A 25,332-nucleotide genomic window follows, 5' to 3' on the forward strand; every position below is an offset into this window, starting at 1 on the left:
CGCGGCCCGTCAAGCCGTGGGCAGCGCCTCCCGCAGGCTCCGGAACTCCGCCGCGATTCTGTCGAGCGTGTAGTGCGCGTTCAGGCCACTGGGGTTGGGCAGCACCCAGACCTCGGTGTCGCCGATCCCGTCCGACTGCCGGCCGACCTTCGTGCCCGGCCGCCCGAAGGCCGTCCGGTAGGCGCCGATCCCCAGGACGGCCAGTACCTGGGGCCGCAGCCTGCCGACCCGCTCCACCAGGGCGGCGCCGCCCTGCCGGTACTCCTCGGGCGTCAGCTCGTCCGCCTTCGCGGTGGTGCGGGCGACCACGTTGGTGATGCCGAGGCCCAGCGCGAGCAGTTCCCGCTGCTCGTCCGGGCGCAGCAGGCGCGGCGTGAATCCGGAGCGGTGCAGCGCGGGCCAGAACCGGTTGCCGGGCCGGGCGAAGTGCCGGCCGGTGGCGCCCGACCAGAGCCCCGGGTTGATCCCGCAGAACAGCACCCGCAGTCCGGGGGCCGATACGTCGGGGACCAGGGCGTCCTTGGCGGCTGCGAGCTGTTCGGGGGTGGGCCGGAGCGGAGTGGTCATCACCCCAGTGTGCCGTCCGCCGCCGACGGGGTGGGAGCCCGGCCGGTGGCTGCGCCTGCGGTGTGCCGCGAATTCCTGATGTTGGATAGTGAGTTCGAATAACTTCAGGACTGGCGCGCGCCATGTGGCAGAGAATGACTGAATGTCATACGAACTGAGGGCTCTGATCGGCGCCGTCGACCTGCTCAAGGTGGTGGCGGCCGAAGTCCCGGTCGCCCAGGTCGCACAGCTGGAGCAGGGGTTCGCCCTGATTCCGATGACGGACCGGCTCTACGACGCCCTGCACGACGCCGGCGGCGGCGTGCAGCCGGGCTTCGCGTTCTTCCCCGGCGGGTTCGGCCGCCGACTCGGCGCCTGGTCCCAGGCCGGCCCCATCGCCTACGCGGAAGCCGAACACTTCGGCGGCCGGGGCACGCAGCACGTGGCGGTCTGGGTCGACGGGAAGATCGACTTCGGACCGGTGGCCGACGAGCTCGCACCCCCGTACCCGCCGGAGGGCAGCCCGATCTCGCGGGCCCTGCGCCGGATGGGTGCACAGAAGCCTTACGGACAGGACGAGTTCGAGGCGGTCGGGTTGGCGCGGCATCGCCGCTCCGGCGACTGGCTGCCCGGGTAGCAGGCCCGGACCGGGGTCGGCACCGTTCGGCGTACGAGCGGTGGCCGGGGTGCTCCGGGTGGCTCAACGTGTGGTTCAGGCGAATGCCTGAACTTCACTGAAAGGAAACGCTACCCATGCGTGCCACCTGGACGGCCGCCGTGCTGACTGCAGCTCTGGGCCTCACCACAGTCAGCGCGGTGTCCGTCAACGTCGCCAGTGCGGCCGAAGCCGCCCCCGCGACCGCCGTCACCCGTTCCGCCCCCGTCCTCGCCGCCGTCTCGGCCGCGCGGCCGGCGGCTGCCATCCCCGCCGTCCCCGACCCCACCAAGACCCTCGACGTGCTGGGGGCGTTGGGCGGTGTCCTCAAACTCGTCACCGGCCTGGTCTCCTCCGCGACCCCGGCCTCGGGCACGCCCGACCCGGCCGCGTTGCAGAAGCTGGTGGGTGACCTCCAGGCAGCCGTGAAGGACCTGCTCGCCAAGCTGCCGGCCATCCCCGCACTGCCGCCCCTCCCGGCCACGCCGCCCCTGTCCGGGACGCCCGCCGTGCCGGGGGCCTCCACCGTGCCGGGTGCGCCGTCCGCGCCGTCCCTGCCGGGCGTACCGCCGCTGCTGCCGGGTGACACCGGGCGCGTGGTGCCGGGAGGCCTTCCCGTCCCGGGGCCCGCCGTGCCGGTGGCGCTGAACCCGGCGGACGCGCTGGCCAAGCTGCAGAAGGACGTCGGCGACCTGGCCGCCGCCGCGACGGCGGCCAAACCGGACCCGGCAGCCGTCCAGAAGCTGGTCGGACCGCTCTCGCTGGACACGGTCGCCGCGACGACCGCGACGGCGGCCGGCCTCGCGGCGGGCTAGGCCCGGCCGTCCGGCGAAAGCCGTCGGGCCCGGACCGTACCCGGTCCGGGCCCGACGGCGCGACTGTGCCCGTCGCCGCTCAGCGGTAGTTGACGAACTGGATCGCGAACTCCAGGTCCTTGCCCTTCAGCAGGGCCTGGATGGTCTGCAGGTCGTCCCGGCTCTTCGAGCTGACGCGCAGCTCGTCGCCCTGGACCTGCGCCTTGACGCCCTTCGGACCCTCGTCACGGATGATCTTCGCGACCTTCTTGGCATCGTCCTGGGTGATGCCCTCCTTGATGTCCGCGGAGATCTTGTACTCCTTGCCGGACAGCAGCGGCTCGCCCGCCTCCATCGCCTTCAGCGACAGGCCGCGCTTGATGAACTTGTCCTTGAGCACGTCCAGGATCGCCTTGACGCGTTCCTCGCCGTTGGCCTTCATCTCGATCTTCTCGCCCGAGCGCTTGATCTCGCCGCCGACGTTCTTGAAGTCGAAGCGGGTGGCGATCTCGCGCGCGGTCTGGTTGATCGCGTTGTCGACCTCCTGCCACTCGACCTTCGAGACGATGTCGAAACTGGAGTCGGCCATGGTGTGTTGGTCTCCTTGATGCTCTGGCGTCAGGTCAGCGCCCGCCCGCGCGGGACCGGCGCCGCCCCAGCCTATCCAGCGGGGCGGGCACCCGCCCCCCGCCCGCCACGCGCGCCTCTTGATCCCCGGCTGGCCAATCGAGTGGCGGAGCACCCCCTGGCATCAGGTATTGTTTACCCAGTCGAACGGGGCAGCGCCCCGGGAGACGAAATCCCTGGCTGGTTGCCCGAGTGGCCAAAGGGAGCAGACTGTAAATCTGTCGCGCAAGCTACGGAGGTTCGAACCCTCCACCAGCCACCGGATAGAAAACAGCCCCTGATCTGCGGAAACGCAGATCAGGGGCTGTTTTGTTGCACTCGAACGCCGGTCACGCCGGATGGCCGTTTTGCGTAGTTTGTCTCACCTCTTCTCGCCCGAATCCCAGTCCTGACCAGCAGTTCCGGACCAGGTGCGGACCAGAATCAGGAACCGTGGGGCGTCGGCGGGGGAGCGGTCCGCCGCTGGAGCCGCTCGGTGATGAGCCGGTTGGCATGGTCCTCGTCACCGTGGATGCACTTGGCGTAGACGCGGAGCAGGACAGCGATGCTGTGGCCCGCACGGCGGGCACACTCCGCTACCGGTACGCCGGAGGCCAGCCAGAGCGAGATCCCGGCGTGCCGGGCGTCGTACGGGCGCTTGGCGAGCGGGGTTGCCCGCTCCTCCTCGCTGAACGCGCCGGCCCGTGCGGCAGCCCAGACGACGCCGTACCCGCTCTCCTGCACCATGCCGTTCCGGAAGGTCCGAAACAGACGGCCATCGGGGGCGGTGCCGTACTGCTCGATGTGCTCCCGCAGTAGCTTCACCAGCTCGGGTGGGATCGGGACTGGCCGGGTGGCTTTCTCCGGCCGGTGCTTCAGCCCCCGAGGATCGTGGGATGCGCCACTGTCGGTCCAGGAGGACCCGACGCGGGGGCTGTTCCCGTTGAGGTTGAGCTTCCCCCAGCCCTCCGCTGGCAGGACACACCGGTCCTTGCGCAGGTGGACCACCTCACCCGGGCGCATGCCCGCGTAGTACATGCACCCGAAGAACGCCACCAGTCGCGGCCCGCGCCGCCCCTGCCGGCCGACGGCCTCCAGCATCGCGGCGGCCTGCTCGGGGCTCATGACGTACTCGGGGTCGACCTCCTCGTCGGTTCGAGGCGGTTGCCACTGCACCGACGGCAGGGGGTTGGCGGTCAACAGGCCATCCTCGACCGCGCGGCCCAGAACGTGGTTCAGAATCCGGCGCTTCCGGAGCGTCGTCGAGGCGGCGGCCCGGGTGCCGTCCAGCTTCACCGAGATGGCGGCGAGCAGGCGCCGCACCATCTTCGGGTCCGCCAGCGCCGACGTGTCCACGGAGTTCCGTGCGATCCACGCCAGTGCCTTGGCGACCTCGACCGGCGGTTCGTCAGTCCAGCGGTTCACGTTGAAGGCCCAGCTGTACAACGCGCGCCGGACCAGCAACTTGTCCGGCATGCCAGCCTTGCTCTCGACTAGCTCGAACGTGACGCTCGCCAGCGCATCGGCCCACGTCGTCCGTGTCTTGGCCGGGGCGCCGTCCCAACGGGCCTCGACGTAGTTCCGCCCGTGCTGGTACCAGGAGACTGAGCCTTGCTCCTCCTCCCGCTTGCGAAGCTCGGAGAGCGGGAGACCCGTCTCCGTGTCGAACGGCTCGTGGGAAGCGGCCGCGACGAGCAGTTCGGCCTTCCGGCCATCCGCCTGGGTCTTCGTGAGGTAGGACTCGGAGAACTCCAGGACCCCGTTCACCGTCCACCGCACCATCCACGGCCTGCGCCGGTCGGACCGGTAGCGGTGCTCCCAGAACGTGACCTTGTAGGAGGTGGGCATCAGGCGGCCACCTCGCAGGAGGCGAGCCACGCATCCAACTCGGCCCGGTCGACACGGACCTGACCATTGGGGAGCTTGATGAGGCGCGGAGCCTTGCCTCGGGCCCGCATCCGGTAGAAGGCGGCGCGGGACATGTCGAGTTCGGCGAGTACGGCGGGGAGCTTGAGCAGTTCGCGCTTGGGCATGGCGAAGTCTCCTGCTGAGGATGCGGATGGTGATGGCGGAGTGTTACGGACCCCCTCGCGGACGGAGGCGGAGGGGCGAAAGTGTCAGGGATGCCAGGGGAAATCGCTGACCTGGGGTTTTGGCTCCTGGCAGGGCGTCAGGGATTGTCAGGGATGTCAGGGAAAGGGGTGCTTTCCCTGACATCCCTGACTTCTCCTGACAGGCTGTCTTGTGGCGTATTTGCTGGTCAGGGGTTTGTCCTGACTTCCCTGACAGTTACCGGGCCTCAGGCCCGTCCACGGGGGTGCTCAGGGAGGGGTGGACACGGTACGTAAGGGCCTGCGGGCGTCCTCGCTGGCCGGTGGCGGCGGGTTGGTCGGTGCGGAGGTAGCCGTGCTGTTCGAGGAGGTTCAGGGCGGGTTCGACGTCGGCGACCTTCTTGAAGCGGCGGCTGCTGGCGACGGCGTCGTGGGCCTTGATGTGGGCGCGGTGGGTGCCGTCCTGCTTCGGGCGCTGGAGCCACTGGAGCAGGGCGTGGGCGTCCTCGGTGGCGGGGTCGGCGGCGATCAGGTCGAAGACGGCGAGGGTGTGCGCGGTGTAGTACTCGGCGATCTGGGCGGCCCGCTCGACGGTCTTGGCGGCGATCGGGTCCCGCCAGTCGCCGCCGACGTGCTCGGCAAGGTGGAGCAGGCCCGCGATGCGCACGGTGTGGCCGACCAGCTTCCCGGCCCAGTCCTTGATGTGGGCGAGCGGCTCGTCCGGGCGGAGCTGGAGCTCGACCTTGGCCTGGAGCTTCTCCACGGCGAGGTCGGCGGCCTCGCTCAACAGCACGGTCACCGGCTCGTCCAGGGCGACCAGGTCGCGGAGCAGGTCGGCGAGGCGGCCGTCGTACGCGGCGGCGACGGCCACCGGGACCGGGGTGGTGCGGGTCTTCCGGTAGCCGAGGTTGGACGGCGGCAGCGAGTACAGGAAGCGGGCGAGCAGGCCCCGGTCCCGGGCGCCGGGCGCGGCGCCGAGCTCCTGGAGGACGGCGGGCTGCGGGGTGACGCCGATGGTCAGGGCGGGCTTGTCGACGGTGGGCTGCTCGCGGGTGATGCGGTCGGTCTGGAGCCGTTCGCCCTTGTGGGCCTGGAGGAACACGCCGAGGTTCGGCTTGCTGCTGTAGCGGCCGGAGATGATGTCGAACAGGTCGCCCTCGGGGGAGAGCGCGGCCAGGCAGCGGTGGACGGCCAGGTGGTGGGTGACGGTCTCGGGGGTGATGTCCCCGGAGAGGGTCAGGCGCGGGGTCGGCGGGACCTCGATCTGCTCGGCGACCATCCGGGCGCCGGTGATCTCGGCGATCAGGTGGGCGCGGTCGAGGTCGGGGTTCTTGCGGGCCTTGGCCATTAGGGCTTCGATCTCGGCCTCGGCGGTCTCCTTGGCGGTCTCGGCCTCGATGATCTGCGGCTTGGCCTTGGCGCGCATCTCGTCCTCGACCCGGTAGATCGGGGCGGTCATGAACGCGAAGACGTCGGACTTGCGGCTGGCCGGGGGCATCGCGCAGACCATGTAGAGGTTGGTCTGCTCGCGCCAGCCGGGCCGGATCTCCACGTTGACCCGGCCGCCGGCGGCGGTGGCCAGGGCGGCGAGGGCCATGGTGGCGGCCATGTCGGGCGGGGTCTGGGTGAACTCCGCGACCGCCTCGACGTACGCGCGCACCCAGTTCGGCAGTGCCGCGACGGGGAAGGTGGGCAGGGCGCCGTGGGATCCGAGCGGGACCGGGTCGGGCCAGGTGTCGCCGGAGGCGAGGTCGGTGAGCGCGGCGAGTGCCATGGTGCGGACGTCGGCGAGGTCGGCGTGCTGGTCGCCGGCGAGGTGGGCGAGGCGGCTGGTGGCGGTGTTGATGCGACGGCGTTCGGCGGCGGAGCGGACCAGTTCGGCGTAGTAGTCGCCGTTCGCGGCGGTGGGGGTGGCCTCGATGCAGGTGTGCAGGTAGCCGGGCCCGCCGACCTTGAGCAGCTCGCCGGAGGCGCGCAGGACGTCGGCCAGCAGCAGCGGGTCGACGGGACGGCCGGAGGCGCTCATGCGGGTGATGGTGCGCCAGATCGTCTCGTGCGCGGGGCGGTAGAACACGCCGGGGTCGCCGAGGAGTTCGGCGAGGGCGGGGACACCGGCGGGGTCGAGCAGGGCGGAGCCGATGACGGCCTGCTCGGCCGTCATCACGTCGGCGGGCTCGGGGCTGAACGGGATGACGTTCGTGGCGTATTCGGTCACCGCTCGTCCTCGGTGGGGAGTTGGTGGTGGTCGAGCCAGGCGAACGCGGAGGTGCTCTGGGCGCGGTAGTAGACGTCGATGGCCGCGCCGGGGACGCTGCCGGGGTGGACGCGCGGGTTGGTGAGGCTGGCGTACAGGCGCGCGCCGTGGTGCACGCAGGCCTTGGCGGCGTCGCCGTGGCGGTCCAGGACGGTCACGGCGTCGCGCGGGCCCTCGCAGGGGCTGGCGTCGCCGAGGTGGGCGGCCTCGCAGCGGGGCTGCGGCGTGGTGGTGTTTCCGGGCATGCTGGAGTCCTCTGGTCTCTGCGAAGGGGTCGGATGGGCCCCGCAGCAGCCGCCTGTCACCCGGCAAGGTCGACGGTTGCTGCGGGGCTTCGTGCTGCGCGGGTCAGTCGTCCTCGGGGCCGCAGAGGCAGGCCTCGGGGGTGGTGCCCTGACCGGTCTGGCAGGCGCAGTAGATGGCTCCGAGCGGGGTTTCGACGGGCTCGCCGCCGTGGCAGTGGTCGCACTCGCCCGGTGTCCAGTCGTCGGCGTCGTACTCGTCGTGCTCGTTGTACTCGTCGTACATGGTGAGGCCCTTTCAAGGTGTCGAGTGGAGGGGGTAGGGCGGCAGGTAGGGGGCGGGTAGGGCGGGCGGTAGGCGTGCGCTGACCTGCGGTTCCTACCGTCCTGCCGTCGCCCTGGGAGGGGTGTTGGGAGGGGCCGGGGGAGCGGGGTCAGGCGGCCTTGTGGAGCACCGCAGGGACGGTGCCCGGGGCGCTCTCGGGGAGGGCCTCCAGCAGCACCGCGAGGCGGTTACGCTGGCGCCCGTTGAAGGTCAGCTTCTTGCCCTCGACCAGGGCCACCCCCAGGCCCTCCAGGCGGGCCCTCAGATCGGGGATCTTCCAGCCGCCGAACAGGCCCCGCGCCTGGCCCTCCTCCAGGACGTGGGAGAGGTGCGCCGCGGTGCCCTGGTCGGACATCCCGGCGACGTACCGGATGAGGGCGTACAGGTCGGCATCGGCGGGGGCGTCCTGGAGCTCGTCGTCCTGGCCGTCGCAGCCGTCCCGCCCGGCCTCGGCCCAGGTGCCGGCGAGGGCCTCGCCGTCGGCGCCCGACTCGGTGCCGGGGGAGGCGGTGTTGCCGACGACCACCGCTACGACCACCCACAGCACCAGGGCGACGGTGATCGCGGTCGGTGCGTACCGGGCGACGGGTCGGGCCAGCACGGGGGAGAAGAACGCCAGGAGGGCGAGTCCTCCCCCGAGCTGCTGGCGGGTGAGCCGGACCTTCCCGGCGTGGGGCCGGACGGCCCGGATCATCCGGCGGTTGCCCGCCCCGAACGCGGTGAGGCTGATGCCTTCGAGGTAGCGGTGCGGCTTCATCAGGCACCGACCAGGCCCTTGAGGACGGATCCGACCACGGTCAGCGGCAGGGCCCAGATCCCGCCGGCGGCGGCGTAGACGGACGGCACGGTGGAGCCGAGGATGCTGTCCTTCCACGGGCCGGGCTTGGTGCCGAACAGGACGATGGTCAGGATCGCGGCGACCGCTCCGGCGCCGACGTTGCCGAACGCCTGGTTCTGCGAGGTGAGGGCGTGGGTCAGGGTGTCGCCGACGGTTCCCGGCGCGCTGAAGGCCTGCCCGGCTCCGGCCGCGAAGATCCCGAAGACGATCATGAGCCAGGCGGTGTGCTCGCCCTTGTGCTTCTTGGCGAGCTTGCCCTGCTTCTCGGCCTTGCGGCTGCCGAGGATGATCCACACGGCGATGGCCAGGCAGAGGCCGCCGGAACCGAACGCGCCGAACAGCTGGGTGTCCATGGAGGTCTCCCGAAGGTCAGTGGTGGGTGGAGAACAGGGCGAGGAGCGGGGCCAGGCCGAGGGCGCCGGCCAGGGCGGAGGCAAACGGCACCCGGACCAGGACCAGGACGGTCAGGGCGCCGGGGCCGCGCGCCTCGGACACCCGGACGTGGCCCCACCCGCGCATGCGCAGGTCGAGCGCCCAGGTGCCGGCCGCGGTGAGGGCGGCGGCGGTGACGGGCATGTGGGCGACCAGCTGGACGGCGCCGAAGGCGTACCCGATGCTCGCGCTGGCGGCGGTGAGGATGCACCAGCGGCGGAACCGCCGGGCCCGTTCGGACTGGGGCTGGCGCCAGAGCATCGAGGCCCGGCGGCGCTGGGCCGCGTGCTCGGACCGGTGCCGGGCCTTGCGCTGGTCGGGGGTCTCCCCCTGCCGCTCGTACCAGGCCTCGTGCTCGGCACGGAGTCGCTTGGCGCGCTCCTCGGGTGTCTCGCTGATCAGCAGGCCGAGGCGGTTCACTACGTCGTTCAGGTCGTAGGCCGGGGTGGTGTTGGGTGCGGGCTGCTGGTCCTCGGCGGCCTGGTCCTCGGTGTCGGCCGTCTCGTTCTCGGCGGGAGCGGGCTCCGGGGCGGCGCGCTGCTTCCGGGGCCGGCTCTTGCGCCACCATTCGACGACCTCGTCGGCGTCGGGCCGGGCATCGGGCAGGCCGATGGTCGGGGGCCGGGTCGGCTTCGGGGGGACGGTCACCGGTACCACCCCCGGCGGATCAGCTCGCGGACGCCGACACCGGCCAGGACGGCGTCGGCCAGCCAGAACAGCAGCCACAGCAGGTAGCTCACGGGTCTCTCCTCGGGCAGGTAGGGGCCCGGCCGTGGCCGGGCCCGACGGCGGATCAGGAGCGCCACCAGGCACGGGGGGCCGGGCCCGGCTTGGGGGTGGTCGGGCGGTTCTCCGGCCGGGCGTTGATCGCGGCGTGTCCGGTGCGGTCGGCGGCGCGGTTGGCGTCGGCCCTCCGCTGCTGCGGGGTCTTCTTGCGGCGGCCGAACATCAGGCGCCCTCTCCGATCCGGCCGACCAGGACGAACGGGTCCCCGTCCAGCTCGCAGACCGCGCGGAACTGGGCGGGGCGCTGACCGTCGCTGGAGGCATCGCAGACCTCCAGGCGGCGGCACCACTGCTGGCGGGCCAGGCCGACGACGTCGTCGGTCGTCACGGGGTCGGCCAGGCGGTAGGCGAGCCCGCCGCCGTCGAGGCGGGCGATGCCCAGGCCGGGCACCTGCTTGAGCGTGCTCACCAGGTACCGCCCTTCGCGCCGACGAGACGGGTGAGCAGGCGGGCGGCGGCGCCGGCGGCGTGGGCGCGGTCCTCGCGGGTGATCGGGGGGATAGCGGGTGCGATTCTGGTCAGGGGCATGACAGTGCCCTCGGTGCGCGGTGGGACGGGACGGACCAGGGAGGGGACCAGAGCGGCGGCGGGCCGGGTGCCGGTGCGGGTGGTCACGATGCCTGCTCCTCGGCGGGGGGCGTGATGGTCTCGTCGTCGGTGGCAGGCACGGCGTGCAGGCCGGGCCGCTCCGGACGGGAAGCACGCAGCTCGGTGTAGCGGGCGGCGATCCACCCGGCGGACCAGCCGGTCAGCTCCACCGCCTGGCGCTGCGGCAGACCGGCCTCGCTGGCGGCGCGGGCGATCTCGCGGGCCCGTTCCTCGGGCAGCCGCCCGGTGGCCGGCGCGGCGGACAGCAGTTCCTGGCGTGTCCGCTCGGCGGCCTCCCGCTCGCGTTGTTCGCGGGCGAGGTGCTCCTCGTGCTCACGGCGCTCACGGTCGCTCACGGCGCGCTCACGATGCTCGCGTTCGGACCGCTCGGCGGCCTCCCGCCGGGCGTTCTCCTCCCGTGCGGCGCTCTCGCGGCGGGCCGTCTCCTCCCGCTCCTCGCGCAGCACCTGCCGTTCGTGCTCACGCTGTTCGCGGGCGAGGCGCTCCTCGTGCTCACGGCGCTCACGCTCGCGGTGGTCGGCCGTTTCCCACTCGGCGATCCGCTCCTCGCGCTCCCGCCGTCGCCGTTCCTCGGCCCGGCGCTCGCGCTCGGCACGTTCGGCGCGCTCAGCGCTCTCACGGGCGGCCAGCGCGGCAGCGATCGCCCGCCGGTAGGCGAGCGAGGTCTCCGCCGTGACGATCAGCAGCAGCGGCGCCACCGAGTGGACCGCCACCCCCACCAGATCACCCCGCAGGGCGGACAGACCCACGTTGAGCAACACCGTCATCAGGCCGGTGAGCCAGCGCAGCACCGCCGGCCAGCGGCCGCCGTCCCCGCCGAGCCGGGCGAGCGTGCTGTCCATCCGGACCACGATCACCACGGCCGCGTCCACGACCAGCGGCAGGATCGGGGCCGTCCACTGCCACCCCTTGGGGCTGTGCCCGCTCATGAGCGGGGTCACCGTGAGCACGCTGTAGAGCACCGCGCCGAACGTGATCGTCCACGTCCCGACGCTCAACGCCCGCTCCGCCGACCGGATCTGCTCCGGGCTCACCACCGCCTTCACCGCGACCACCGTCCCGGCCGCGATGAGCGGACCGTGAGCACCGGTGAGGCGCCCATGAAGGCGATGAACTCCGACCGCTCCGTCACTCGCCCTTCCCCTCACTCGGCGTGCCCGGGGTGGGCTGCGGTGCGGGCTGCGGCTGGTGACCGTAGCCACCGTTCAAGGTGTGGTCGCTCATGCCGCCACCGCCAGCCAGGCCGGGCGGAGCGCGATGACGGCCGGCCGCCGCAGCGGCACCGGCGCCGACTTCAGCAGCCGCTCGGCGTAGGCGGCCAGCTCCGGGGCCTCCCGGCGCAGGTCCGCCAGCACCGCGTGCGCCACGTCCAACCGCGCCGCGCGCTCCGCCTCGTTCTCGTCGTCCACACCGGCGAACAGTTCCTCGTCCACGCCGAGCGCCAGCTCCGCGAACTCCTCGGCGCTCGCGGCACGCTGTCCTGCAACAATCGACCTCATGGGCCTACCTCTTCCTGAGAGTGGGTGGGGCCCGAGGGGCTGCCGCGCACCGGCCAAGGTGAGCGCGGCAGCCCCGATCTGGGGCCTGACTGCACGAGCAGTCACGGACCCCGGCACTCGCTGGCGCATGAGTTACTGCGCGGGGGTGCCGGGGGCCGTGATCACTGGTGAAGCAAAGGGAGTTGGGTCTCACTAGACGCGGTCCGAGCTCGCTCCGGGGAGATCCCTCCCGGAGGTCGTCGCTGGCGAAGGTCGGCCGCGTCGGTCTTTTGAGTCGGCTGCGTGTCCCATGTACGGCCGCCGTCTGAAGGGCGACCGAGGTGTCAGGGCGTGCGCCCCTTCTCTGCCGACTGGTCTCCACTCACCCCGCCCGGCACGGTCACGGGCGCACTGCGGTGGTGGATCACGCTCTTGAGTTGTTGAGCGGTGGTGCATTTGTGCAGGTCAGAGCAGCCCAAAGAAGGCCCCTCTGTGTCACCCCTGTCTCACTCGGTGTGATGCTGTGAACGTACTCGCAGTGTTTCTGCGAGTCAAGAGAATCTGCTACTCGCAGGATTTCAGCGAGCCGTGCGAAACTGGCAGTCCGCCTAGCAGAGGAGCTGTGACCATGGGGTTCGGCCTTGTAGTGCGCTTCACCGCCCACGACGAAGAGGCGGCCGCCGCTTTCGACCGGCTCGCTGCAGAGGCGCTCGACGGCATCCGCGCGCACGAGCCGGGGACTCTCGTCTACGTCAACCACCGGGTGCCCGACGAGCCGGCGGTCCGGGTGTTCTACGAGCTGTACGCAGACCGGGAGGCGTTCGAGAAGCATGAGGAACAGCCCCACGTGCAGCGCTTCCTGACCGAGCGCGGGCAGTACCTGGAGTCCTTCGAGGTCACGTTCCTAGACGAGCTCGCGGCCAAGATCTCGCCTGCCACCGGAGGCACACGGTGACGCCGGAGGACCGCCGAGCCTTCGGGGCCCGGGTCGCCCAGCTCAGGAAGCAACGCGGTCTGAAGCAGGACGAGCTGGCAGCAGCCATCGATCGCACGGCCAGCTGGGTCTCCCAGGTGGAGCGAGGCGTGCAGCCCGTTGTCCGACTCGACGTGCTCCAGCTGCTGGCGGACGGGTTGGGTGTCTCCGTTCAGGTGCTTCGCCCAGACGCCCCGCAGGCCGTAGTCGTCCCTCCGCCTACCGAGGAACAGCCGAACGACCTGGATGAGGCCCGGTTGCTGATCTCGGGGCATCCAGCGCTCGGAGTCCTGCTCGGCCCGGCGCCGGCCAGCGAACCGCCGAGCATGGCTGAGCTCCGTTCAGCTGTCGCCGAGGTCTGGGAGCTGACTCACGCGGCGCGGTTCTCCGAGCTGAGTGCGACGCTCGGGCGGGTCCTGCCCCGGCTGGAGCGGGCAGCTCGGACGGCGGCGCCCAAGGACCGGCCGGAGATGCAGGACCTGCTCAGCCAGACCTATCAGGCGCTGGCGGCGGCCTTTGTGCGCCAGGACGAGGCGGACGCCGCGTGGGTCGCTGCCGACCGCTCGATCCGGGCTGCGGAACAGTCGGCGCGTCCGCTCCACGTCTTCGCCGGGATCTACCGGCTGGCTCAGGCCTTCGTCCGGCTCAAGCACCTGGACCAGGCCGAGCACGCTGCGAGTAGCGCTGTGGCGGTACTCAAGCAGCACACTGCGGTCGAGAACCCGGACCCAGAGGCGCTGTCAGTGCTCGGCTCTCTGCACCTGGTGCTGGCGCTGGTCGCGGCCCGCGCCGGCCAACGAGAGGAAGCCCGCGAGCAACTGCGCAACGCGCGGAACGTTGCAGCCCAGCTGGGAGAAGACCGCAACGACTTCAACCTGGAGTTCGGGCCGACGAACGTCGAGATCCAGGCCGTCTCGACGGCGGTGGACCTTGGCGATGCGGGTGAGGCGCTCGACATAGGGCAGGGCATTGACGCCAGCGGGCTTTCGCCGGAGCGGCGTGCTCGTCTGCTGATGGACCTGGGGCGAGCCCACGCCCAGCGGCGCCACGCTGGTGAGGCGCTGGAGTGCCTGCTCCGGGCCGAGGAGCTAGCGCCGGAGACGCTTCGAACGCACGTTGCCGCTCGGGCAACAATCCGGGAACTGGTCCTCGTGGCTGGCCGAAGCGCTCCGCCCGAGCTGCTGGAGCTGGCGGACCGAGCCAACGCGCTGGAGTAATAGGGGCTTTGCCCCAACGGGTCAAGGCTTGCGGCGCTGGCCCGCCGCTCGCCGTCGCTCCTGTTTTTGCCCCGCTTCGGTGGTGCCAGCTGCTGCGGCCGAGGCGCCTGATTTTCTAGACCCGCCGTGGCAAGGGCGGGCGGCTCCATAGTTCTACTCGTCTGTCAGGAACGGCCAGGATATTCCGTCGCAAGGACTGAGACACCGGTCGCACATGACTTCCATACCCGGCCGAAAGGACGGCCCGAGCAGCTGCTTCAATTTTTCGATATCCGCTGACATCGATTCAATGCGAGCATCGGGGAAATCTGGCGTTGCGACGTATGAGACTTCATCGATCGTTCCGTTAACTACCACACGGGTGCAGCTTCGGTCGCCGTAAACCCGCCCGGCAATATGCTCGCAGTCGTCTGGGTCGGACCCGCATATCGAGCACTCGAAGACTGCTGCTGAGACGCCGATGCTCAGACCTACTCGGTTATGGGCAAGCGGCACGGGGCAAGTCACGAAGTAGGATGTGCCATCTCTTTGAAGTGCACAACCTTCGGGAAAGGTGGTCCGTGCAAACTGGCCCGCCTTGTCCAGGTATTGATGGGCAGTTTCGAATTCGGCCGCGCCCTCAAGGTGATTCATTGCCGAACGGAGGGTCTTGAAGCAAGCTCGCAGCTCTCGATCCAGCTCCTCACTGGGCCCTTCTATGGCATGAACGCGAACAACCCGGCCGTAAGCTCGGATACCATCGCGAAGGATGGCCAGGCCTCGTTCAATCACGAAGATCTTGCTCGAATGTGTCGAGTGCCCTGAGGACGTCTTCGCCGGTGCCGCTCATTTCAAGCTGCTTGGATGTCCCATCATTCATTGAGACGAAATACTTGATGTGGAGCGTGTCCTTATGCGCCTTCTCTCGACCTAGGAGCGAGATGATCCAGTCGCTGAGGATGTGTGCCTCGGTGGCAATTATCAGCTCATGGGCTACTTGTATGACCGGCAGCCATTGGTCCGCTCCGTGAAGGCTGATGTAGTTGCGCGAACTCTTTTCGTGCTCAAATTTGACCTCGAAGCCGCTGGCGCGGATAATCTTCGCCATGTCGATTGCTGAGGACGGGTAGGGAAATCCAGCCCCCGACGGCTGGGTGCCCGCCTGTGGCACTCCGGATCTGATGAGCACGGCACCGCTTGCCATGTGCATGGTCCTTTGCCTCGTCGTATCTAGCCGCTGAGTAGCCTAGGGCGCGCCGAGTGACTATGGGGAGGGATTCGCGGAGATCAGTCCGGGAGTCCGACGGTCGTTTGGGGTATCGCCAACCGATGTGGCACGCATGGCAGCGAAGTACAGAAGGATGGGCAGCCTGGGCAGGTCACGGTGGGTGGGCCACGCCAATCCTCACAAAGCAGGAGTCCGCCTCCGATCGAGCCCGGTGAACCATGATCCGGACCAGGTGCGGACCAAGCTGGCACTCGACCCGATGATCTGAGGCTGGATCGCAGGTCAGGGCGGGGCGACCTCCCGATCATGCAGCGGTCTGTAAATCTGTTGCGCAAGCTACGGAGGTTCGAACCCTCCACCAGCCACCGGATAACGGAACGGCCCTGAACTGCGGAAACGCGGTTCGGGGCCGTTCTTCGTTGTGGTGGGCGCCGGTGGCGGATTCGGCCCGGCCTGGTGGAGGCAGGCTGCGCCCGGGGTGTGCCGTGCCTCCGGCGGGGTGAGGTTATTGCGACCTTGTTGCAATAACGGCGACTGTGCAGCAGAGTGGTCGTGCGGGGTGGGCGGCCAGGCAGCCTCCCTGTCGAAGACCGTTCCGGCCGTGTGCCGGAGTCCTCCCTGTGAGCTGATCGTCTTCCCAACCGGCGCCCGCCGGGACACCGGCCGCTCAGCCCCGCGCTCTCCCTCCTCTCCGTGCCGGGCCCGTACGCGGCCCGAGCCGCCTCCGCGCGGCTGGGCCCGGCGGGGGAGCGGGGGAGTCCGCTGACGTTCGCCAGGGTCAGCCGGTGCCGGTGATCTGCACGGTGACCGTGAAGGTGCGCTGGTCGGGTGCGCAGAGCAGGGCCTCGCCGCAGGTGGTGCGGGTCGCGGTCAGCTGGGCGGATCCGGCGCCGTGGGCCAGGAAGTCGGTGCTGACCGTCCCGCAGCCGCTGCCCACCCGGCAGGCCGGGCCGGTCGGGCTCGGTACCACGGTCGGCCTGCCGGTCTGCTCCAGCAGTTGTGGTGCGGAGCTGGTCACCGCCGACCAGTAGGTGCTGTGCAGATCGACTCTGACGGTCACTCCGGCCTTGACCGTCACCGTGGTGTTGTTCGCCTGCTCGTCGAGTGTCACGGCGGTGGCGGGGCCGGTGGGGCCCGCGCTGCCGGACGACGATCCGCAGCCCGCCAGCACCAGGACGGCCGCGCCCGCCAGGGCGCCGAGGGCGGTGCGCAGGCGGACCCGCCCTCTTCCGCCGGATTCCGTTCGTTCCATGGCTCCTGTCCCTCCGCCGTCGATCTCTGCTGCGACTCTCTCAGCGTTCATGCTCCTTGGACGCGGCGGCGCGGCGGTCGGCTCCCGCTTTCCGGTGACCTTGTGCCGGGAGCCGTCCGGGAGCGGGGTACGGCGGAGGCCGTCCACTGGGAGCCCCAGAAGGGGCCGCTGCCGAGCCGCCGTCAGGATGGCGTCAGGGCCGCCGGGTCCGGCGTATGGAACGTGTACGGGACGGCCGTCGGCCCGGCCCGGCCGGACACGATCGGAGGGCACCCAGCAGCGGAGGTCCGTCCCATGTCCACTGAAACCGCCGGAGCCGGCCCAGGCGCCGGAGCAGGCCCCGGCCCAGGAGCCGCCCCCGGCGGCGGAGCCGTCACGGCGGCGGCAGCCGTCGAGGCGGACACCGGCGCCGAGGGCCGCGACCACCTCACCGCGTTCGGCGGGCTGGCCGCGCTCTCGCTCGACGCGATGGCCTCCGTCGCGTACGGCCCGGAGTCGATCGTCCTGGTGCTGGCCGCCGCCGGCGGCTACGGGCTCGGGTTCACGCTGCCCGTCACCGCCGCGATCGCGGTGCTGCTGGCGGTGCTGGTCGCCTCGTACCGGCAGGTGATCGCGGCCTTCCCCGACGGCGGTGGCTCGTACGCCGTCGCGAAGGCGCACCTGGGCCGGCGGGCCGCGCTGACGGCCGCCGCCTCGCTGGTGATCGACTACATCCTGAACGTCGCGGTCTCGGTGACCGCCGGGGTGGCCGCGCTGACCTCGGCCGTCCCGGGCCTGTACGACCAGCGGGTCTGGCTCTGTCTCGGGGTGCTCGTCCTGGTCACCGCGGTCAACCTGCGCGGGATCGCGGAGTCGGCGCGCTGGTTCATGGTGCCGACGGCCGTGTTCGTGCTCTCGATCCTGGCGATCATCGTGATCGGGCTGTTCCGGGACGCTCCCGCGAGCACCGCGGCCGCCGCCGGGCACGCCTCGGCGCTGGCGGGCAACGCGACCACCGTCGGCGCCCTGCTGCTGCTCAAGGCGTTCGCCTCCGGCTGCTCGGCGCTGACCGGCGTGGAGGCGGTGGCGAACGCCGTCCCGTCCTTCCGTACGCCCCGGGTGAGGCGTGCCCAGCACACCGAGGTCGCGCTCGGCGCGCTGCTCGGCGTGATGCTGGTCGGGCTGGCCGTGCTGATCGGGCGGTTCCACCTCCAGCCGGTCGAGGGGGTCACCGTGCTGGCGCAGCTGGCGGACGCCTCCCTCGGGCACGGCTTCGGCTTCTACCTCGTCCAGTTCGCCACCGTGGTCCTGCTCGGCCTCGCCGCGAACACCTCCTTCGGCGGCCTGCCGATGCTGCTGCGCCTGCTGGCCCGGGACAACCACCTGCCGCACGTCTTCGCGCTGCGCGCCGACCACCAGGTGCACCGGCACGGCGTGCTCTTCCTGTCGATCGTCTCGGCCGCGCTGCTGGTCGCCTCCGGCGGGGACGTGAACAGCCTGGTGCCGCTGTTCGCGATCGGGGTCTTCGTCGGATTCACCATCTGCCAGGTCGGCATGGTCAAGCACTGGTACCGCGAGCGCGGCGAAGGCTGGCGCGGCAAGGCGCTGCTGAACGGCTTCGGTGCGCTGCTGACCGGCGTGGCCACCGTCGTCACCACCGGCACCAAGCTCACCGAGGGGGCGTGGAGCATCTGCCTCGCGCTGCCGCTGCTGGTGCTGCTCTTCGAACTGGTCCACCGCGCGTACGGGAAGATCGGCGCCCGGATGGAGCTGGGCCGGATCCCGGGGGCGGTCACCCGGCAGCGTTCGCTGGTCGTCGTGCCGGTCAGCGCGATCTCCCGGCTCACCCGGGACGCGCTCTCCGCCGCCGTCTCGATGGGCGACGAGGTGATCGCCGTCACCGTCGTGCACACCGCCCCCGACGCCGAGGACCGGCAGGCCGCCGAGGCGCTGCGCCGCGACTGGGAGCTCTGGCGGCCCGGAGTCCGGCTGGTCGAGATCCCGGACGCCCACCGCCGGGTCGGCCGGCCGCTGGCGGACTTCGCCGACCGGCTCGCCGCCGAGCACGTGTACGACCGCGTCACCGTCCTGATCGCGGAGGTCGAACCGGCCAGGCTCTGGCAGCGCGCCCTGCAGAACCAGCGCGGCGCCGTCATCAACCGGGCCCTGCGGCGCCACACGGACGTGGTGGTGTGCCGGCTGCGGATGCGGATGTAGCGGCTCCGCCGGCGGGCCCGCCGCGATCCGGGCCCGCCCGCCCGGTTGGTTCGGGCTCGCCCGCCCGGTGGGCCTGGGCCGACAAGCCGCATAGCAGACATTTCGGATGAATGACGGAGGAGCAGATAACTTTTGACCCTGCCGAGCGGTCACAGCTCCACATCTATACGGGGTCTTAACGCTCGGGCCGCCGCGACCGCCCGGGCTGCCCGGTTTGTCGACCCCACCGTCCCTGGCCTGCGGAAACTTTGCTCCCAATGGGCAGATCCGGGCCGTTCCACGCTCCGGACCGGCCCATTGCCCGGGAGTCGCACAGGCATACGCTCGCCCCTGTGTTCAACGTGCCCCAGGCGCTCAAGCGCCTTGTGATCGGTAAGGCCATGCGCAGCGAAGAGCTGGGCGAGACGCTGCTGCCCAAGCGGCTTGCGCTACCGATCTTCGCTTCCGACCCGCTCTCCTCGGTGGCCTACGCCACCCAGGAGATCCTGCTGGTGCTCACCGTCGGTGGCACCGCGTTCCTCTACCTGACCCCGTGGGTCGCGGCCGGCGTCGTCGCCCTGATGGCGGTCGTGGTGATGTCGTACCGCCAGGTCGTGCACGCCTACCCCAGCGGCGGCGGCTCGTACGAGGTGGTGTCGAAGAACCTCGGGGCGAACTCGGGCCTGGTGGTGGCCGCCTCGCTGCTGGTCGACTACGTGATGACCGTCGCGGTCTCCGTCGCCTCCGGCGTCGACAACATCATCTCCGCCTTCCCCGGCATAGCCGGCTACCGGGTGGCGATGGCGGTGTTCTTCGTCCTGCTGCTGGCCGCGATGAACCTGCGCGGCGTCCGCGAGTCCGGCAAGGCCTTCGCCGCGCCGACCTACCTCTTCATCGGCGGCATCCTGCTGATGGTGGGCACCGGGCTGATCCGGGTGCTGTTCGGGCACGCCCCGGTGGCGTCCAGCGCGGGCTACGGGCTCGTCCCGGTGGACGGCAAGGACTCGCTCGCCGGGCTCGGCCTGCTGATGCTGGGCCTGCGCGCCTTCGCCTCCGGCTGCACCGCGCTGACCGGCGTCGAGGCGATCTCCAACGGCGTGCCGGCCTTCCGCACCCCGAAGTCGAAGAACGCCGCGTCCACCATGTCGGTCATGGGCATCACCGCGGTGGTGATGTTCATCGGCATCACGGCGCTGTCGCTGATCGCCAAGGTCCACTACGTCGACAACGCCTGCCAGCTGACCGGTATCGGCTCCGACTGCGCGAACTTCGCCCAGCCGACCGTGATCGCCCAGCTCGCCGCGGCCATCTTCGGCGGCGACCACAGCATCCTCTTCTACTTCATCCAGGCCGTGACCGCGCTGGTCCTGATCCTGGCGGCGAACACCGCGTTCAACGGCTTCCCGCTGCTGGCCTCGATCCTCGCCGAGCACCGCTACCTGCCCCGCCAGATGCACACCCGCGGCGACCGGCTGGCCTTCTCCAACGGCATCATCGCCCTCGCGGTGGTCGCGGCCGGCCTGCTCTGGCTGTACGGCGCGGACGTCACCAGCCTGATCCACCTCTACATCCTGGGCGTCTTCACCTCCTTCACGCTCTCCCAGATCGGGATGGTGAAGCACTGGAACCGCGCCCTGGCCACCGAGACCGACCACGCCGTCCGCAGCGCCGCCCAGCGCTCCCGGGTGATCAACGGGTTCGGCGCGTTCGTCACCGCGCTCGTCCTGGTGCTCGTCCTGATCACCAAGTTCACCCAGGGCGCCTGGCTCGCGGTGGTCGCCGCCGTCGTGCTCTGGGTGATGATGCGCGGCATCCGCCGCCACTACGACGCGGTGGCCGAGGAACTGGCCGTCGAGGACGCCGAGGCGGACTCGGTACGCCCGTCCCGGGTGCACGGCATCGTGCTGGTCTCCAAGCTGCACAAGCCGACCCTGCGGGCGCTCGGCTACGCCCAGGCCTTCCGCCCGGACGAGCTGGAGGCGGTCAGCGTCGCGGTGGAGAAGGACGCCACCGACGCGCTGAGGGCGCAGTGGACCGAGTTCGACGTCCAGGTGCCGCTGAAGGTGCTCGACTCCCCGTACCGCGAGATCACCAAGCCGGTCGTCGCGTACGTCCGCTCGATCCGCCGGAGCAGCCCGCGCGACGCCGTCGCCGTGTTCATCCCGGAGTACGTGGTCGGCCGCTGGTGGGAGAACCTGCTGCACAACCAGTCGGCGCTGTGGCTGAAGAGCCGGCTGCTCTTCACCCCCGGTGTGATGGTGATCAGCGTGCCGTGGCAGCTCAGCTCGGCCGGCCGCGCCGACCACCCGTCCCGGCGCGCCCCGGGCGCCGTCCGCCGCGGCGAGCCGACCACCAGGTCGGAGCGCGACCGGATCCCGGCCCCCGAGAACGCCTGACGCGGTACCGCCGTGAGGCCCGGACAGCACCGCTGTCCGGGCCTCCGGCGTTCCGGCGGGCCGACCGGGCGTCAAGAACGCGTTAAGACCGGCCGCCGGGGCGCCAAGGGGGCGTCAGGGAGCGCGCGGCCGAGTCTGCGCGCGCCTACCTTCGACCCCCGGGGGCCGGCTCAGTTCCACGGGGGAGACGAGCCGGGACCACCATGCCGGCGGAGCCCTTCACCGAAGGACGGCCGGCCAGGTGACGGGGAGGACGCGCGGCAATGGCGGCACTGGCATCGAGAACAGCCGTACCGGGGCAGCAGGCGTCCGCGGAGGGAGCCGGGGCCGGGGCCGGGGGGCCCGGACCGGGACCCGCGCCGGGCGGCCCCCGCGCCCACCGCGTACGCAACGTCCCCGCGCCGCTCACCCGCGCCTGGTGGCACACACCGCGCCTGGTCCGCGGCCTCGCCGCACTCTGCCTGGCCACCCTGCTGACCGCCGCCGCCGTCGCGGCGACCGTGCTCGGCGGCGCCCGGGACGGCATCGACGCCATCGGCCACCGGAGCGCCCCGCAGGCCGTCCGGGCCGCCGACCTCTACTTCGCGCTCAGCGACATGGACGCCCAGGAAGCCGACCTGCTGCTGATCGGCGCCGACCCGGACTACACCGCCCTGCACGCCCAGACCCTGGCCACCTACCAACAGCGCCGCGCCCAGGCCGACGGCGACCTCCAGCAGGCCGCCGCGGCGGCCGCCGCCGACCCCGTCGGGCAGCGTGACGTACAGACCGTCCTCGGCGCGCTCGGCGACTACGAGGCCCTGGCGGCCCGCGCCCAGCTGCTGGAGGAGCAGGCCGCCGCCCCGGCGGGCAAGCCCTCGTCCGCCGCGCTGGAGACCTACCGGCAGGCCACCGACCTGCTCCGGCAGAAGCTGCTGCCGGCCGCCGACCAGGTCACCGCCGACAACGCCGCCACCGTCGACCGGGTCTACGCCGCCCAGCACGACGACCTCGGCGCGGGCTGGTGGTGGATGCTGGCCACCGGCCTGCTCGCGCTGGCCGCCCTGGCGGCACTGCAACGCGTGCTGGCCCTCCGCTTCCGGCGCCGCGTCAACCCGCCGCTGGCGGCGGGCACGCTGCTCGCCGTGCTCGCCCTGGCCGCCGGACTCGGACTCGCCTCCGGCGCCGACCGCCACCTGGTGACGGCCAAGGCCAACGCCTACGACTCGGTGATCGCTCTCAGCCGGGCCCGCGCGGTGGCCTACGACAGCAACGCCGACGAGAGCCGCTACCTGATCGACCCGAGCCGCTCCGGCGCCTACACGCAGAGCTACTTCGACAAGACCCAGGCCATCGCCCACGTCGACGGCACCACCCAGGACGGCTACAACGCGGCCCTCGCACCGCTCGCCGACCAGCAGCGCCTCGACCACCGGGTGGTCTCCTTCGGCGGCTACCTCGGCTCCGAGCTGCGCAACGTCACCTTCCCCGGCGAACAGGACGCCGCCGAGCGAGTGCTGACGGACTTTCAGACATACCAGGCGGACGACCGCAGGATCCGTGACCTACAGGCCCAGGGCAGGCTCAAGGACGCCGTCACCCTGGACACCGGCACCAGGCCCGGCCAGTCGAACGCCGACTTCGGAGCCCTGGCCGACTCCCTCGGGGACGTCCTGGACATCAACCAGAAGGCCTTCGACGGAGCCGTCTCGGCCGCCGACGGCGACCTCGGCACCGCCACGGCGGTGACCGGCGGCCTGGCCCTCCTGGCAGCCCTGACCCTCACCGCCCTGGGCATCGCCCCGCGCCTGCGCGAATACCGCTGACCGGACGCATTCGGGTAACCACAGGAGGGGCGTGGGGAACTGCGCGCGCAACCGTGCACCTTCGTTGTGCCCTGGTCGCGCAGTTCCCCGCGCCCCTGGGGGAACCGTGTCCTGAACGGTGAACCCGCGCCCCCCGGGGGCGGTCCTCAGCCCGGGCCGGCCTGGCGGGGGAGGGCGAGGGCTACGGTGTCCGCGAACTCGCGCACCGCGCTGGTGCGGCTGACGATCCGACCGCTGTGCACCACGAGCCTGCTGTGGCCGCCCGCGAGTGCGCCCGCCAGGCTGTCCCCGCGGACGGCGAGCAGCTCCGCGGGAAAGCCCGCGTCGACCCGGACGGGCGGTAGTCCGAGGGTGATCCGGGCCTGGTTGCCGACCGTGTCGTACGCGGCGTCGGGGCTCAGCACGCCCCCGGCGGCCAGCAGGTACGCCGCCTCCAGCGGGTCGGCGCGGCCGGCCGGGTTGGAGAGGTCGCGCAGGGCGCCGCTGCCGGCCGCGAACGGCACCCGGGCATCGGTCAACTCCCGTACCAGTGCGGGCCGCAGGCCGACCGGCGGGCCCTCCAGGCCGGTGCAGCAGCCGTTCTGCGGCAGGCAGACCACCCGGATCCCGGCGGCGGCCAGTACGCCGCCGCCGCCGGGTGCCAGCGAGCTGCACGGGCCGAGGGTGACCCGGGGCCGCAGGGGCGCCAGTGCGACGGTCAGCCGGGCCAGCGCGGCCGGGTCGGCGGCGGCGGTGTGCAGGTCGACCGGGCAGTCCGCCTCGCGGGCCGCCTCCAGCAGCACCTGGACGTACCCGACGGGGTCGGGGTCGAGGTCGGGGCAGCCGCCGGCCGCGTCGGCGCCGAGCTTGAGGGCGTCCCGCAGCTGGGCCCGGCCGTCCGCGCCGGCCAGGCCGGTGAGCAGCCGGGGCATCGCCACCGCCTGGAGGTCCGCCAGCCCGCGCAGTGCCTGCCGGGCGGTCAGTACGGCCTCCAGGCGGCGCAGCCCGTGCACGTCGCCGATCCGGACGTGGGTGCGCTGGGCGGTGGCGCCGTAGCCGAGCGAGGTGAGTGCGGCCTCGGTGATCCGGCGGACCAGCTCGCCCTGGCTCTCGGACGGCGGGCCGGGCAGCGCGGCGGCGAAGGAGGCGTCGTAGTGGGCGTGCGCCTCGGCGGGGGCCGGCAGCAGCAGGTAGCCGCCGAGGTCGATCCGGGCGCCGGTGGTGCTGGTCGGCGCCCCGGGGAGGGCGGGCAGCGGACCGAGGCTGCCGACGGTGCCGACGGCCTGGATGCGATCGCCGCTGATCCGTACGTCGACCACCCGCCCGTCGGCGAGCCGGGCGCCGGTCAGCAGCAGGACCGGCCCGTGGCCGAGCGGGTTGGGTGCTTGTCCTGGGCCGTGGTGCGGGCCCTCGGCAGGTGCGCTGTCCGCGGTCATCGGCCCGGCTCCTCGCTGTCCGGGGGCGACCAGGGGTGCCCCGGAGCCCGGAAGATCACTGAGAGCGTCGAGCCTAGGGCGAGTCCGGGCGGGGCGCTCGGAGGCTGTGGCGAGTCGTGTCGGGCCGGACCATGTGTTCGGAGGTGAGGCCGAACGGGAGTCCTCGATCGGTGTGTCCGTTCGAGGCGCGGACCTGGGATCTTCCGTGTCGGATACGGATTTCACCTCTGGGCGGGAAACGTGTAATCTCTTCCTCGTTCGCCCCTATAGCTCAGTCGGTAGAGCGTCTCCATGGTAAGGAGAAGGTCTGCGGTTCGATTCCGCATGGGGGCTCTGGTGAGCGGAACCCACACTCCGGTGCGGGGGAAGATCATCAAAGCGGTGTAGCTCAGTTGGTAGAGCAAGCGGCTCATAATCGCTGTGTCACCGGTTCAAGTCCGGTCACCGCTACCCCGCGTAGTCGATCGGGAGGTTGAACTCCCGATCGGCTACTCTTGTCGTGTTCTTATTCATTTGTTCAGGAAGGCACTCCCGTGGCTGCCACCGATGTCCGCCCGAAGATCACGCTGGCCTGCGTGGAGTGCAAGGAGCGGAACTACATCACCAAGAAGAACCGGCGTAACGACCCGGACCGTCTTGAGATGAAGAAGCACTGCCCCCGCTGCAACTCGCACACCGCGCACCGCGAGACCCGCTGACCCCCTGGGGCTTCAACGGGCTTGTGTGACACAGGTTCTAGACTCCGGACCGCACCCCCAACCAGGGGTGCGGTCCGGAGTCGTTTTCGCGTGACCACTCATCAGAGGAGTTGCCCATGCCGCTCGACCCCTCGTTCGTCGGACGGACGTACCCGCCCACCGAGCCCTACGAGGTCGGCCGCGAGAAGATCCGCGAGTTCGCCGCCGCGATCGGCGACGCCAACCCGGCGTACACGGACATCGACGCCGCCAAGGCACTGGGCCACCCCGACGTGGTCGCCCCGCCGACCTTCCCGTTCGTGATCACCTACCGGGCCGCCGCCCAGGTGGTGAACGACCCCGAGCTGGGTCTCGACTTCACCCGGGTGGTGCACGGCGACCAGAAGTTCGTCTACACCCGCCCGGTACGGGCCGGTGACCGGCTGGCGGTCACGGTCTCCATCGACGCGATCAAGTCGCTGGCGGGCAACGACGTCCTCACCGTCCGTGGTGAGGTGTACGACGAGGGCGGCGAGCACGTGGTGACCTCGCTCATGACGCTGGTGGCCCGGGCCGCCGACCAGGCGGGGGAGTAGCAGC

The 25,332-nt window shown here is 71.3% G+C and carries 27 protein-coding genes and 4 tRNA genes; 13 read left to right on the forward strand and 18 right to left on the reverse strand.

The window, feature by feature from the left end; genetic code table 11:
• Nucleotides 1-9: 9 nt before the first annotated feature.
• Nucleotides 10-567 (reverse strand): G/U mismatch-specific DNA glycosylase, encoded by a 558-nt coding sequence (gene mug, locus ABD330_RS00745; protein ID WP_344459573.1) that lies wholly within the window; start codon nt 565-567, stop codon nt 10-12.
• A 142-nt stretch (nt 568-709) separates the two neighbouring features.
• On the opposite strand from mug, the gene ABD330_RS00750 reads away from it, so the two are divergent.
• Both ABD330_RS00750 and ABD330_RS00755 read left to right on the forward strand, forming a co-directional pair.
• Nucleotides 710-1,183 (forward strand): hypothetical protein, encoded by a 474-nt coding sequence (locus ABD330_RS00750; RefSeq protein ID WP_344459575.1) that lies wholly within the window; start codon nt 710-712, stop codon nt 1,181-1,183.
• A 116-nt stretch (nt 1,184-1,299) separates the two neighbouring features.
• Entirely contained in the window at nt 1,300-2,016 is a 717-nt protein-coding gene (locus ABD330_RS00755) for a hypothetical protein (RefSeq protein WP_344459577.1), read from the forward strand.
• A 79-nt stretch (nt 2,017-2,095) separates the two neighbouring features.
• Here the strand turns inward: ABD330_RS00755 and ABD330_RS00760 are convergent, their stop codons facing one another.
• Nucleotides 2,096-2,584 (reverse strand): YajQ family cyclic di-GMP-binding protein, encoded by a 489-nt coding sequence (locus tag ABD330_RS00760; protein WP_344459579.1) that lies wholly within the window; start codon nt 2,582-2,584, stop codon nt 2,096-2,098.
• A gap of 216 nt (nt 2,585-2,800) precedes the next feature.
• Between ABD330_RS00760 and ABD330_RS00765 the strand changes: the two genes are divergently transcribed.
• Nucleotides 2,801-2,881 (forward strand) — tRNA-Tyr (locus ABD330_RS00765).
• Nucleotides 2,882-3,045: 164 nt separating this feature from the next.
• On the opposite strand, the gene ABD330_RS00770 is transcribed toward ABD330_RS00765, so the two are convergent.
• The 13 genes from ABD330_RS00770 to ABD330_RS00830 all read right to left on the reverse strand — a co-directional run bounded on the left by ABD330_RS00770 (nt 3,046) and on the right by ABD330_RS00830 (nt 11,636).
• On the reverse strand, nt 3,046-4,449 hold the full coding sequence (locus tag ABD330_RS00770) for a tyrosine-type recombinase/integrase (RefSeq protein WP_344459581.1): 1,404 nt from the start codon (nt 4,447-4,449) through the stop codon (nt 3,046-3,048).
• Nucleotides 4,449-4,634, reverse strand: a complete 186-nt coding sequence (locus ABD330_RS00775) for a helix-turn-helix transcriptional regulator (RefSeq protein ID WP_344459583.1) — start codon at nt 4,632-4,634, stop codon at nt 4,449-4,451. The genes ABD330_RS00770 and ABD330_RS00775 overlap by 1 nt, the downstream gene beginning before the upstream one ends.
• Nucleotides 4,635-4,890: 256 nt before the next feature.
• Nucleotides 4,891-6,867 carry a DUF3987 domain-containing protein gene (locus tag ABD330_RS00780; protein ID WP_344459585.1) on the reverse strand — a complete coding sequence of 659 codons (1,977 nt, stop codon included), beginning with the start codon at nt 6,865-6,867 and terminating at the stop codon, nt 4,891-4,893.
• Nucleotides 6,864-7,151, reverse strand: coding sequence for a hypothetical protein (locus ABD330_RS00785; protein WP_344459587.1), 288 nt, complete (start codon nt 7,149-7,151; stop codon nt 6,864-6,866). Before ABD330_RS00785 ends, ABD330_RS00780 begins: the two co-directional genes overlap by 4 nt.
• 103 nt (nt 7,152-7,254) lie before the next feature.
• Entirely contained in the window at nt 7,255-7,434 is a 180-nt protein-coding gene (locus ABD330_RS00790; protein WP_344459589.1) for a hypothetical protein, read from the reverse strand.
• A gap of 148 nt (nt 7,435-7,582) precedes the next feature.
• Complete coding sequence (locus tag ABD330_RS00795; RefSeq protein ID WP_344459591.1) at nt 7,583-8,230, reverse strand: hypothetical protein; 648 nt, start codon at nt 8,228-8,230, stop codon at nt 7,583-7,585.
• Nucleotides 8,230-8,664 carry a hypothetical protein gene (locus tag ABD330_RS00800; RefSeq protein WP_344459593.1) on the reverse strand — a complete coding sequence of 145 codons (435 nt, stop codon included), beginning with the start codon at nt 8,662-8,664 and terminating at the stop codon, nt 8,230-8,232. The genes ABD330_RS00795 and ABD330_RS00800 overlap by 1 nt, the downstream gene beginning before the upstream one ends.
• A gap of 16 nt (nt 8,665-8,680) precedes the next feature.
• Nucleotides 8,681-9,391 (reverse strand): hypothetical protein, encoded by a 711-nt coding sequence (locus ABD330_RS00805; RefSeq protein WP_344459595.1) that lies wholly within the window; start codon nt 9,389-9,391, stop codon nt 8,681-8,683.
• Nucleotides 9,392-9,536: 145 nt separating this feature from the next.
• Nucleotides 9,537-9,692 (reverse strand): hypothetical protein, encoded by a 156-nt coding sequence (locus tag ABD330_RS00810; protein ID WP_344459597.1) that lies wholly within the window; start codon nt 9,690-9,692, stop codon nt 9,537-9,539.
• Complete coding sequence (locus tag ABD330_RS00815) at nt 9,692-9,937, reverse strand: hypothetical protein (RefSeq protein WP_344459599.1); 246 nt, start codon at nt 9,935-9,937, stop codon at nt 9,692-9,694. The genes ABD330_RS00810 and ABD330_RS00815 overlap by 1 nt, the downstream gene beginning before the upstream one ends.
• Nucleotides 9,934-10,143, reverse strand: a complete 210-nt coding sequence (locus ABD330_RS00820) for a hypothetical protein (RefSeq protein ID WP_344459601.1) — start codon at nt 10,141-10,143, stop codon at nt 9,934-9,936. The genes ABD330_RS00815 and ABD330_RS00820 overlap by 4 nt, the downstream gene beginning before the upstream one ends.
• On the reverse strand, nt 10,140-11,135 hold the full coding sequence (locus ABD330_RS00825; protein ID WP_344459603.1) for a DUF2637 domain-containing protein: 996 nt from the start codon (nt 11,133-11,135) through the stop codon (nt 10,140-10,142). The genes ABD330_RS00820 and ABD330_RS00825 overlap by 4 nt, the downstream gene beginning before the upstream one ends.
• 222 nt (nt 11,136-11,357) lie before the next feature.
• Nucleotides 11,358-11,636 carry a hypothetical protein gene (locus ABD330_RS00830; protein ID WP_344459605.1) on the reverse strand — a complete coding sequence of 93 codons (279 nt, stop codon included), beginning with the start codon at nt 11,634-11,636 and terminating at the stop codon, nt 11,358-11,360.
• A gap of 607 nt (nt 11,637-12,243) precedes the next feature.
• Between ABD330_RS00830 and ABD330_RS00835 the strand changes: the two genes are divergently transcribed.
• Both ABD330_RS00835 and ABD330_RS00840 read left to right on the forward strand, forming a co-directional pair.
• Nucleotides 12,244-12,570 (forward strand): putative quinol monooxygenase, encoded by a 327-nt coding sequence (locus ABD330_RS00835; RefSeq protein ID WP_344459607.1) that lies wholly within the window; start codon nt 12,244-12,246, stop codon nt 12,568-12,570.
• Nucleotides 12,567-13,805 carry a helix-turn-helix domain-containing protein gene (locus tag ABD330_RS00840; RefSeq protein WP_344459609.1) on the forward strand — a complete coding sequence of 413 codons (1,239 nt, stop codon included), beginning with the start codon at nt 12,567-12,569 and terminating at the stop codon, nt 13,803-13,805. The genes ABD330_RS00835 and ABD330_RS00840 overlap by 4 nt, the downstream gene beginning before the upstream one ends.
• Nucleotides 13,806-14,568: 763 nt before the next feature.
• On the opposite strand, the gene ABD330_RS00845 is transcribed toward ABD330_RS00840, so the two are convergent.
• Nucleotides 14,569-14,988, reverse strand: a complete 420-nt coding sequence (locus ABD330_RS00845) for a hypothetical protein (RefSeq protein WP_344459611.1) — start codon at nt 14,986-14,988, stop codon at nt 14,569-14,571.
• A 292-nt stretch (nt 14,989-15,280) separates the two neighbouring features.
• On the opposite strand from ABD330_RS00845, the gene ABD330_RS00850 reads away from it, so the two are divergent.
• Nucleotides 15,281-15,377, forward strand: a tRNA-Tyr gene (locus ABD330_RS00850).
• A gap of 413 nt (nt 15,378-15,790) precedes the next feature.
• On the opposite strand, the gene ABD330_RS00855 is transcribed toward ABD330_RS00850, so the two are convergent.
• Complete coding sequence (locus ABD330_RS00855; RefSeq protein WP_344459613.1) at nt 15,791-16,264, reverse strand: hypothetical protein; 474 nt, start codon at nt 16,262-16,264, stop codon at nt 15,791-15,793.
• Between the two features lie 294 nt (nt 16,265-16,558).
• On the opposite strand from ABD330_RS00855, the gene ABD330_RS00860 reads away from it, so the two are divergent.
• From ABD330_RS00860 to ABD330_RS00870, 3 genes are all read left to right on the forward strand, one after another.
• Nucleotides 16,559-18,460, forward strand: a complete 1,902-nt coding sequence (locus ABD330_RS00860) for an APC family permease (protein WP_344459615.1) — start codon at nt 16,559-16,561, stop codon at nt 18,458-18,460.
• Nucleotides 18,461-18,840: 380 nt separating this feature from the next.
• Nucleotides 18,841-20,835: an APC family permease gene (locus ABD330_RS00865; protein ID WP_344460018.1), complete on the forward strand. Its 1,995-nt coding sequence runs from the start codon at nt 18,841-18,843 to the stop codon at nt 20,833-20,835.
• A gap of 263 nt (nt 20,836-21,098) precedes the next feature.
• Nucleotides 21,099-22,640: a hypothetical protein gene (locus ABD330_RS00870; RefSeq protein WP_344459617.1), complete on the forward strand. Its 1,542-nt coding sequence runs from the start codon at nt 21,099-21,101 to the stop codon at nt 22,638-22,640.
• A gap of 146 nt (nt 22,641-22,786) precedes the next feature.
• On the opposite strand, the gene ABD330_RS00875 is transcribed toward ABD330_RS00870, so the two are convergent.
• Entirely contained in the window at nt 22,787-24,055 is a 1,269-nt protein-coding gene (locus ABD330_RS00875) for an amidohydrolase family protein (RefSeq protein ID WP_344459619.1), read from the reverse strand.
• A gap of 260 nt (nt 24,056-24,315) precedes the next feature.
• On the opposite strand from ABD330_RS00875, the gene ABD330_RS00880 reads away from it, so the two are divergent.
• The 4 genes from ABD330_RS00880 to ABD330_RS00895 all read left to right on the forward strand — a co-directional run bounded on the left by ABD330_RS00880 (nt 24,316) and on the right by ABD330_RS00895 (nt 25,328).
• Nucleotides 24,316-24,388 (forward strand) — tRNA-Thr (locus ABD330_RS00880).
• Between the two features lie 44 nt (nt 24,389-24,432).
• Nucleotides 24,433-24,505 (forward strand) — tRNA-Met (locus ABD330_RS00885).
• Between the two features lie 83 nt (nt 24,506-24,588).
• A complete protein-coding gene (gene rpmG / locus ABD330_RS00890) occupies nt 24,589-24,753 on the forward strand; it encodes a 50S ribosomal protein L33 (RefSeq protein ID WP_006604855.1) in 165 nt (54 codons plus the stop codon).
• Between the two features lie 116 nt (nt 24,754-24,869).
• On the forward strand, nt 24,870-25,328 hold the full coding sequence (locus tag ABD330_RS00895; RefSeq protein WP_344459621.1) for an FAS1-like dehydratase domain-containing protein: 459 nt from the start codon (nt 24,870-24,872) through the stop codon (nt 25,326-25,328).
• The last annotated feature ends 4 nt before the right edge of the window (nt 25,329-25,332 follow it).

The sequence above is a fragment of the Kitasatospora kazusensis genome (assembly GCF_039529945.1).
Classification (GTDB): Bacteria; Actinomycetota; Actinomycetes; order Streptomycetales; family Streptomycetaceae; genus Kitasatospora; species Kitasatospora kazusensis.

Excerpts from the sequence above, each read along its gene's own strand:
- mug (WP_344459573.1), bottom strand. The coding sequence starts at position 567 with ATGACCACTCCGCTCCGGCCCACCCCCGAACAGCTCGCAGCCGCCAAG.
- ABD330_RS00750 (WP_344459575.1), top strand. The coding sequence starts at position 710 with ATGTCATACGAACTGAGGGCTCTGATCGGCGCCGTCGACCTGCTCAAG.
- ABD330_RS00755 (WP_344459577.1), top strand. The coding sequence starts at position 1,300 with ATGCGTGCCACCTGGACGGCCGCCGTGCTGACTGCAGCTCTGGGCCTC.
- ABD330_RS00760 (WP_344459579.1), bottom strand. The coding sequence starts at position 2,584 with ATGGCCGACTCCAGTTTCGACATCGTCTCGAAGGTCGAGTGGCAGGAG.
- ABD330_RS00770 (WP_344459581.1), bottom strand. The coding sequence starts at position 4,449 with ATGCCCACCTCCTACAAGGTCACGTTCTGGGAGCACCGCTACCGGTCC.
- ABD330_RS00775 (WP_344459583.1), bottom strand. The coding sequence starts at position 4,634 with ATGCCCAAGCGCGAACTGCTCAAGCTCCCCGCCGTACTCGCCGAACTC.
- ABD330_RS00785 (WP_344459587.1), bottom strand. The coding sequence starts at position 7,151 with ATGCCCGGAAACACCACCACGCCGCAGCCCCGCTGCGAGGCCGCCCAC.
- ABD330_RS00790 (WP_344459589.1), bottom strand. The coding sequence starts at position 7,434 with ATGTACGACGAGTACAACGAGCACGACGAGTACGACGCCGACGACTGG.
- ABD330_RS00795 (WP_344459591.1), bottom strand. The coding sequence starts at position 8,230 with ATGAAGCCGCACCGCTACCTCGAAGGCATCAGCCTCACCGCGTTCGGG.
- ABD330_RS00800 (WP_344459593.1), bottom strand. The coding sequence starts at position 8,664 with ATGGACACCCAGCTGTTCGGCGCGTTCGGTTCCGGCGGCCTCTGCCTG.
- ABD330_RS00810 (WP_344459597.1), bottom strand. The coding sequence starts at position 9,692 with ATGTTCGGCCGCCGCAAGAAGACCCCGCAGCAGCGGAGGGCCGACGCC.
- ABD330_RS00830 (WP_344459605.1), bottom strand. The coding sequence starts at position 11,636 with ATGAGGTCGATTGTTGCAGGACAGCGTGCCGCGAGCGCCGAGGAGTTC.
- ABD330_RS00835 (WP_344459607.1), top strand. The coding sequence starts at position 12,244 with ATGGGGTTCGGCCTTGTAGTGCGCTTCACCGCCCACGACGAAGAGGCG.
- ABD330_RS00845 (WP_344459611.1), bottom strand. The coding sequence starts at position 14,988 with ATGGCAAGCGGTGCCGTGCTCATCAGATCCGGAGTGCCACAGGCGGGC.
- ABD330_RS00855 (WP_344459613.1), bottom strand. The coding sequence starts at position 16,264 with ATGGAACGAACGGAATCCGGCGGAAGAGGGCGGGTCCGCCTGCGCACC.
- ABD330_RS00860 (WP_344459615.1), top strand. The coding sequence starts at position 16,559 with ATGTCCACTGAAACCGCCGGAGCCGGCCCAGGCGCCGGAGCAGGCCCC.
- ABD330_RS00865 (WP_344460018.1), top strand. The coding sequence starts at position 18,841 with ATGCGCAGCGAAGAGCTGGGCGAGACGCTGCTGCCCAAGCGGCTTGCG.
- ABD330_RS00870 (WP_344459617.1), top strand. The coding sequence starts at position 21,099 with ATGGCGGCACTGGCATCGAGAACAGCCGTACCGGGGCAGCAGGCGTCC.
- ABD330_RS00875 (WP_344459619.1), bottom strand. The coding sequence starts at position 24,055 with ATGACCGCGGACAGCGCACCTGCCGAGGGCCCGCACCACGGCCCAGGA.
- ABD330_RS00895 (WP_344459621.1), top strand. The coding sequence starts at position 24,870 with ATGCCGCTCGACCCCTCGTTCGTCGGACGGACGTACCCGCCCACCGAG.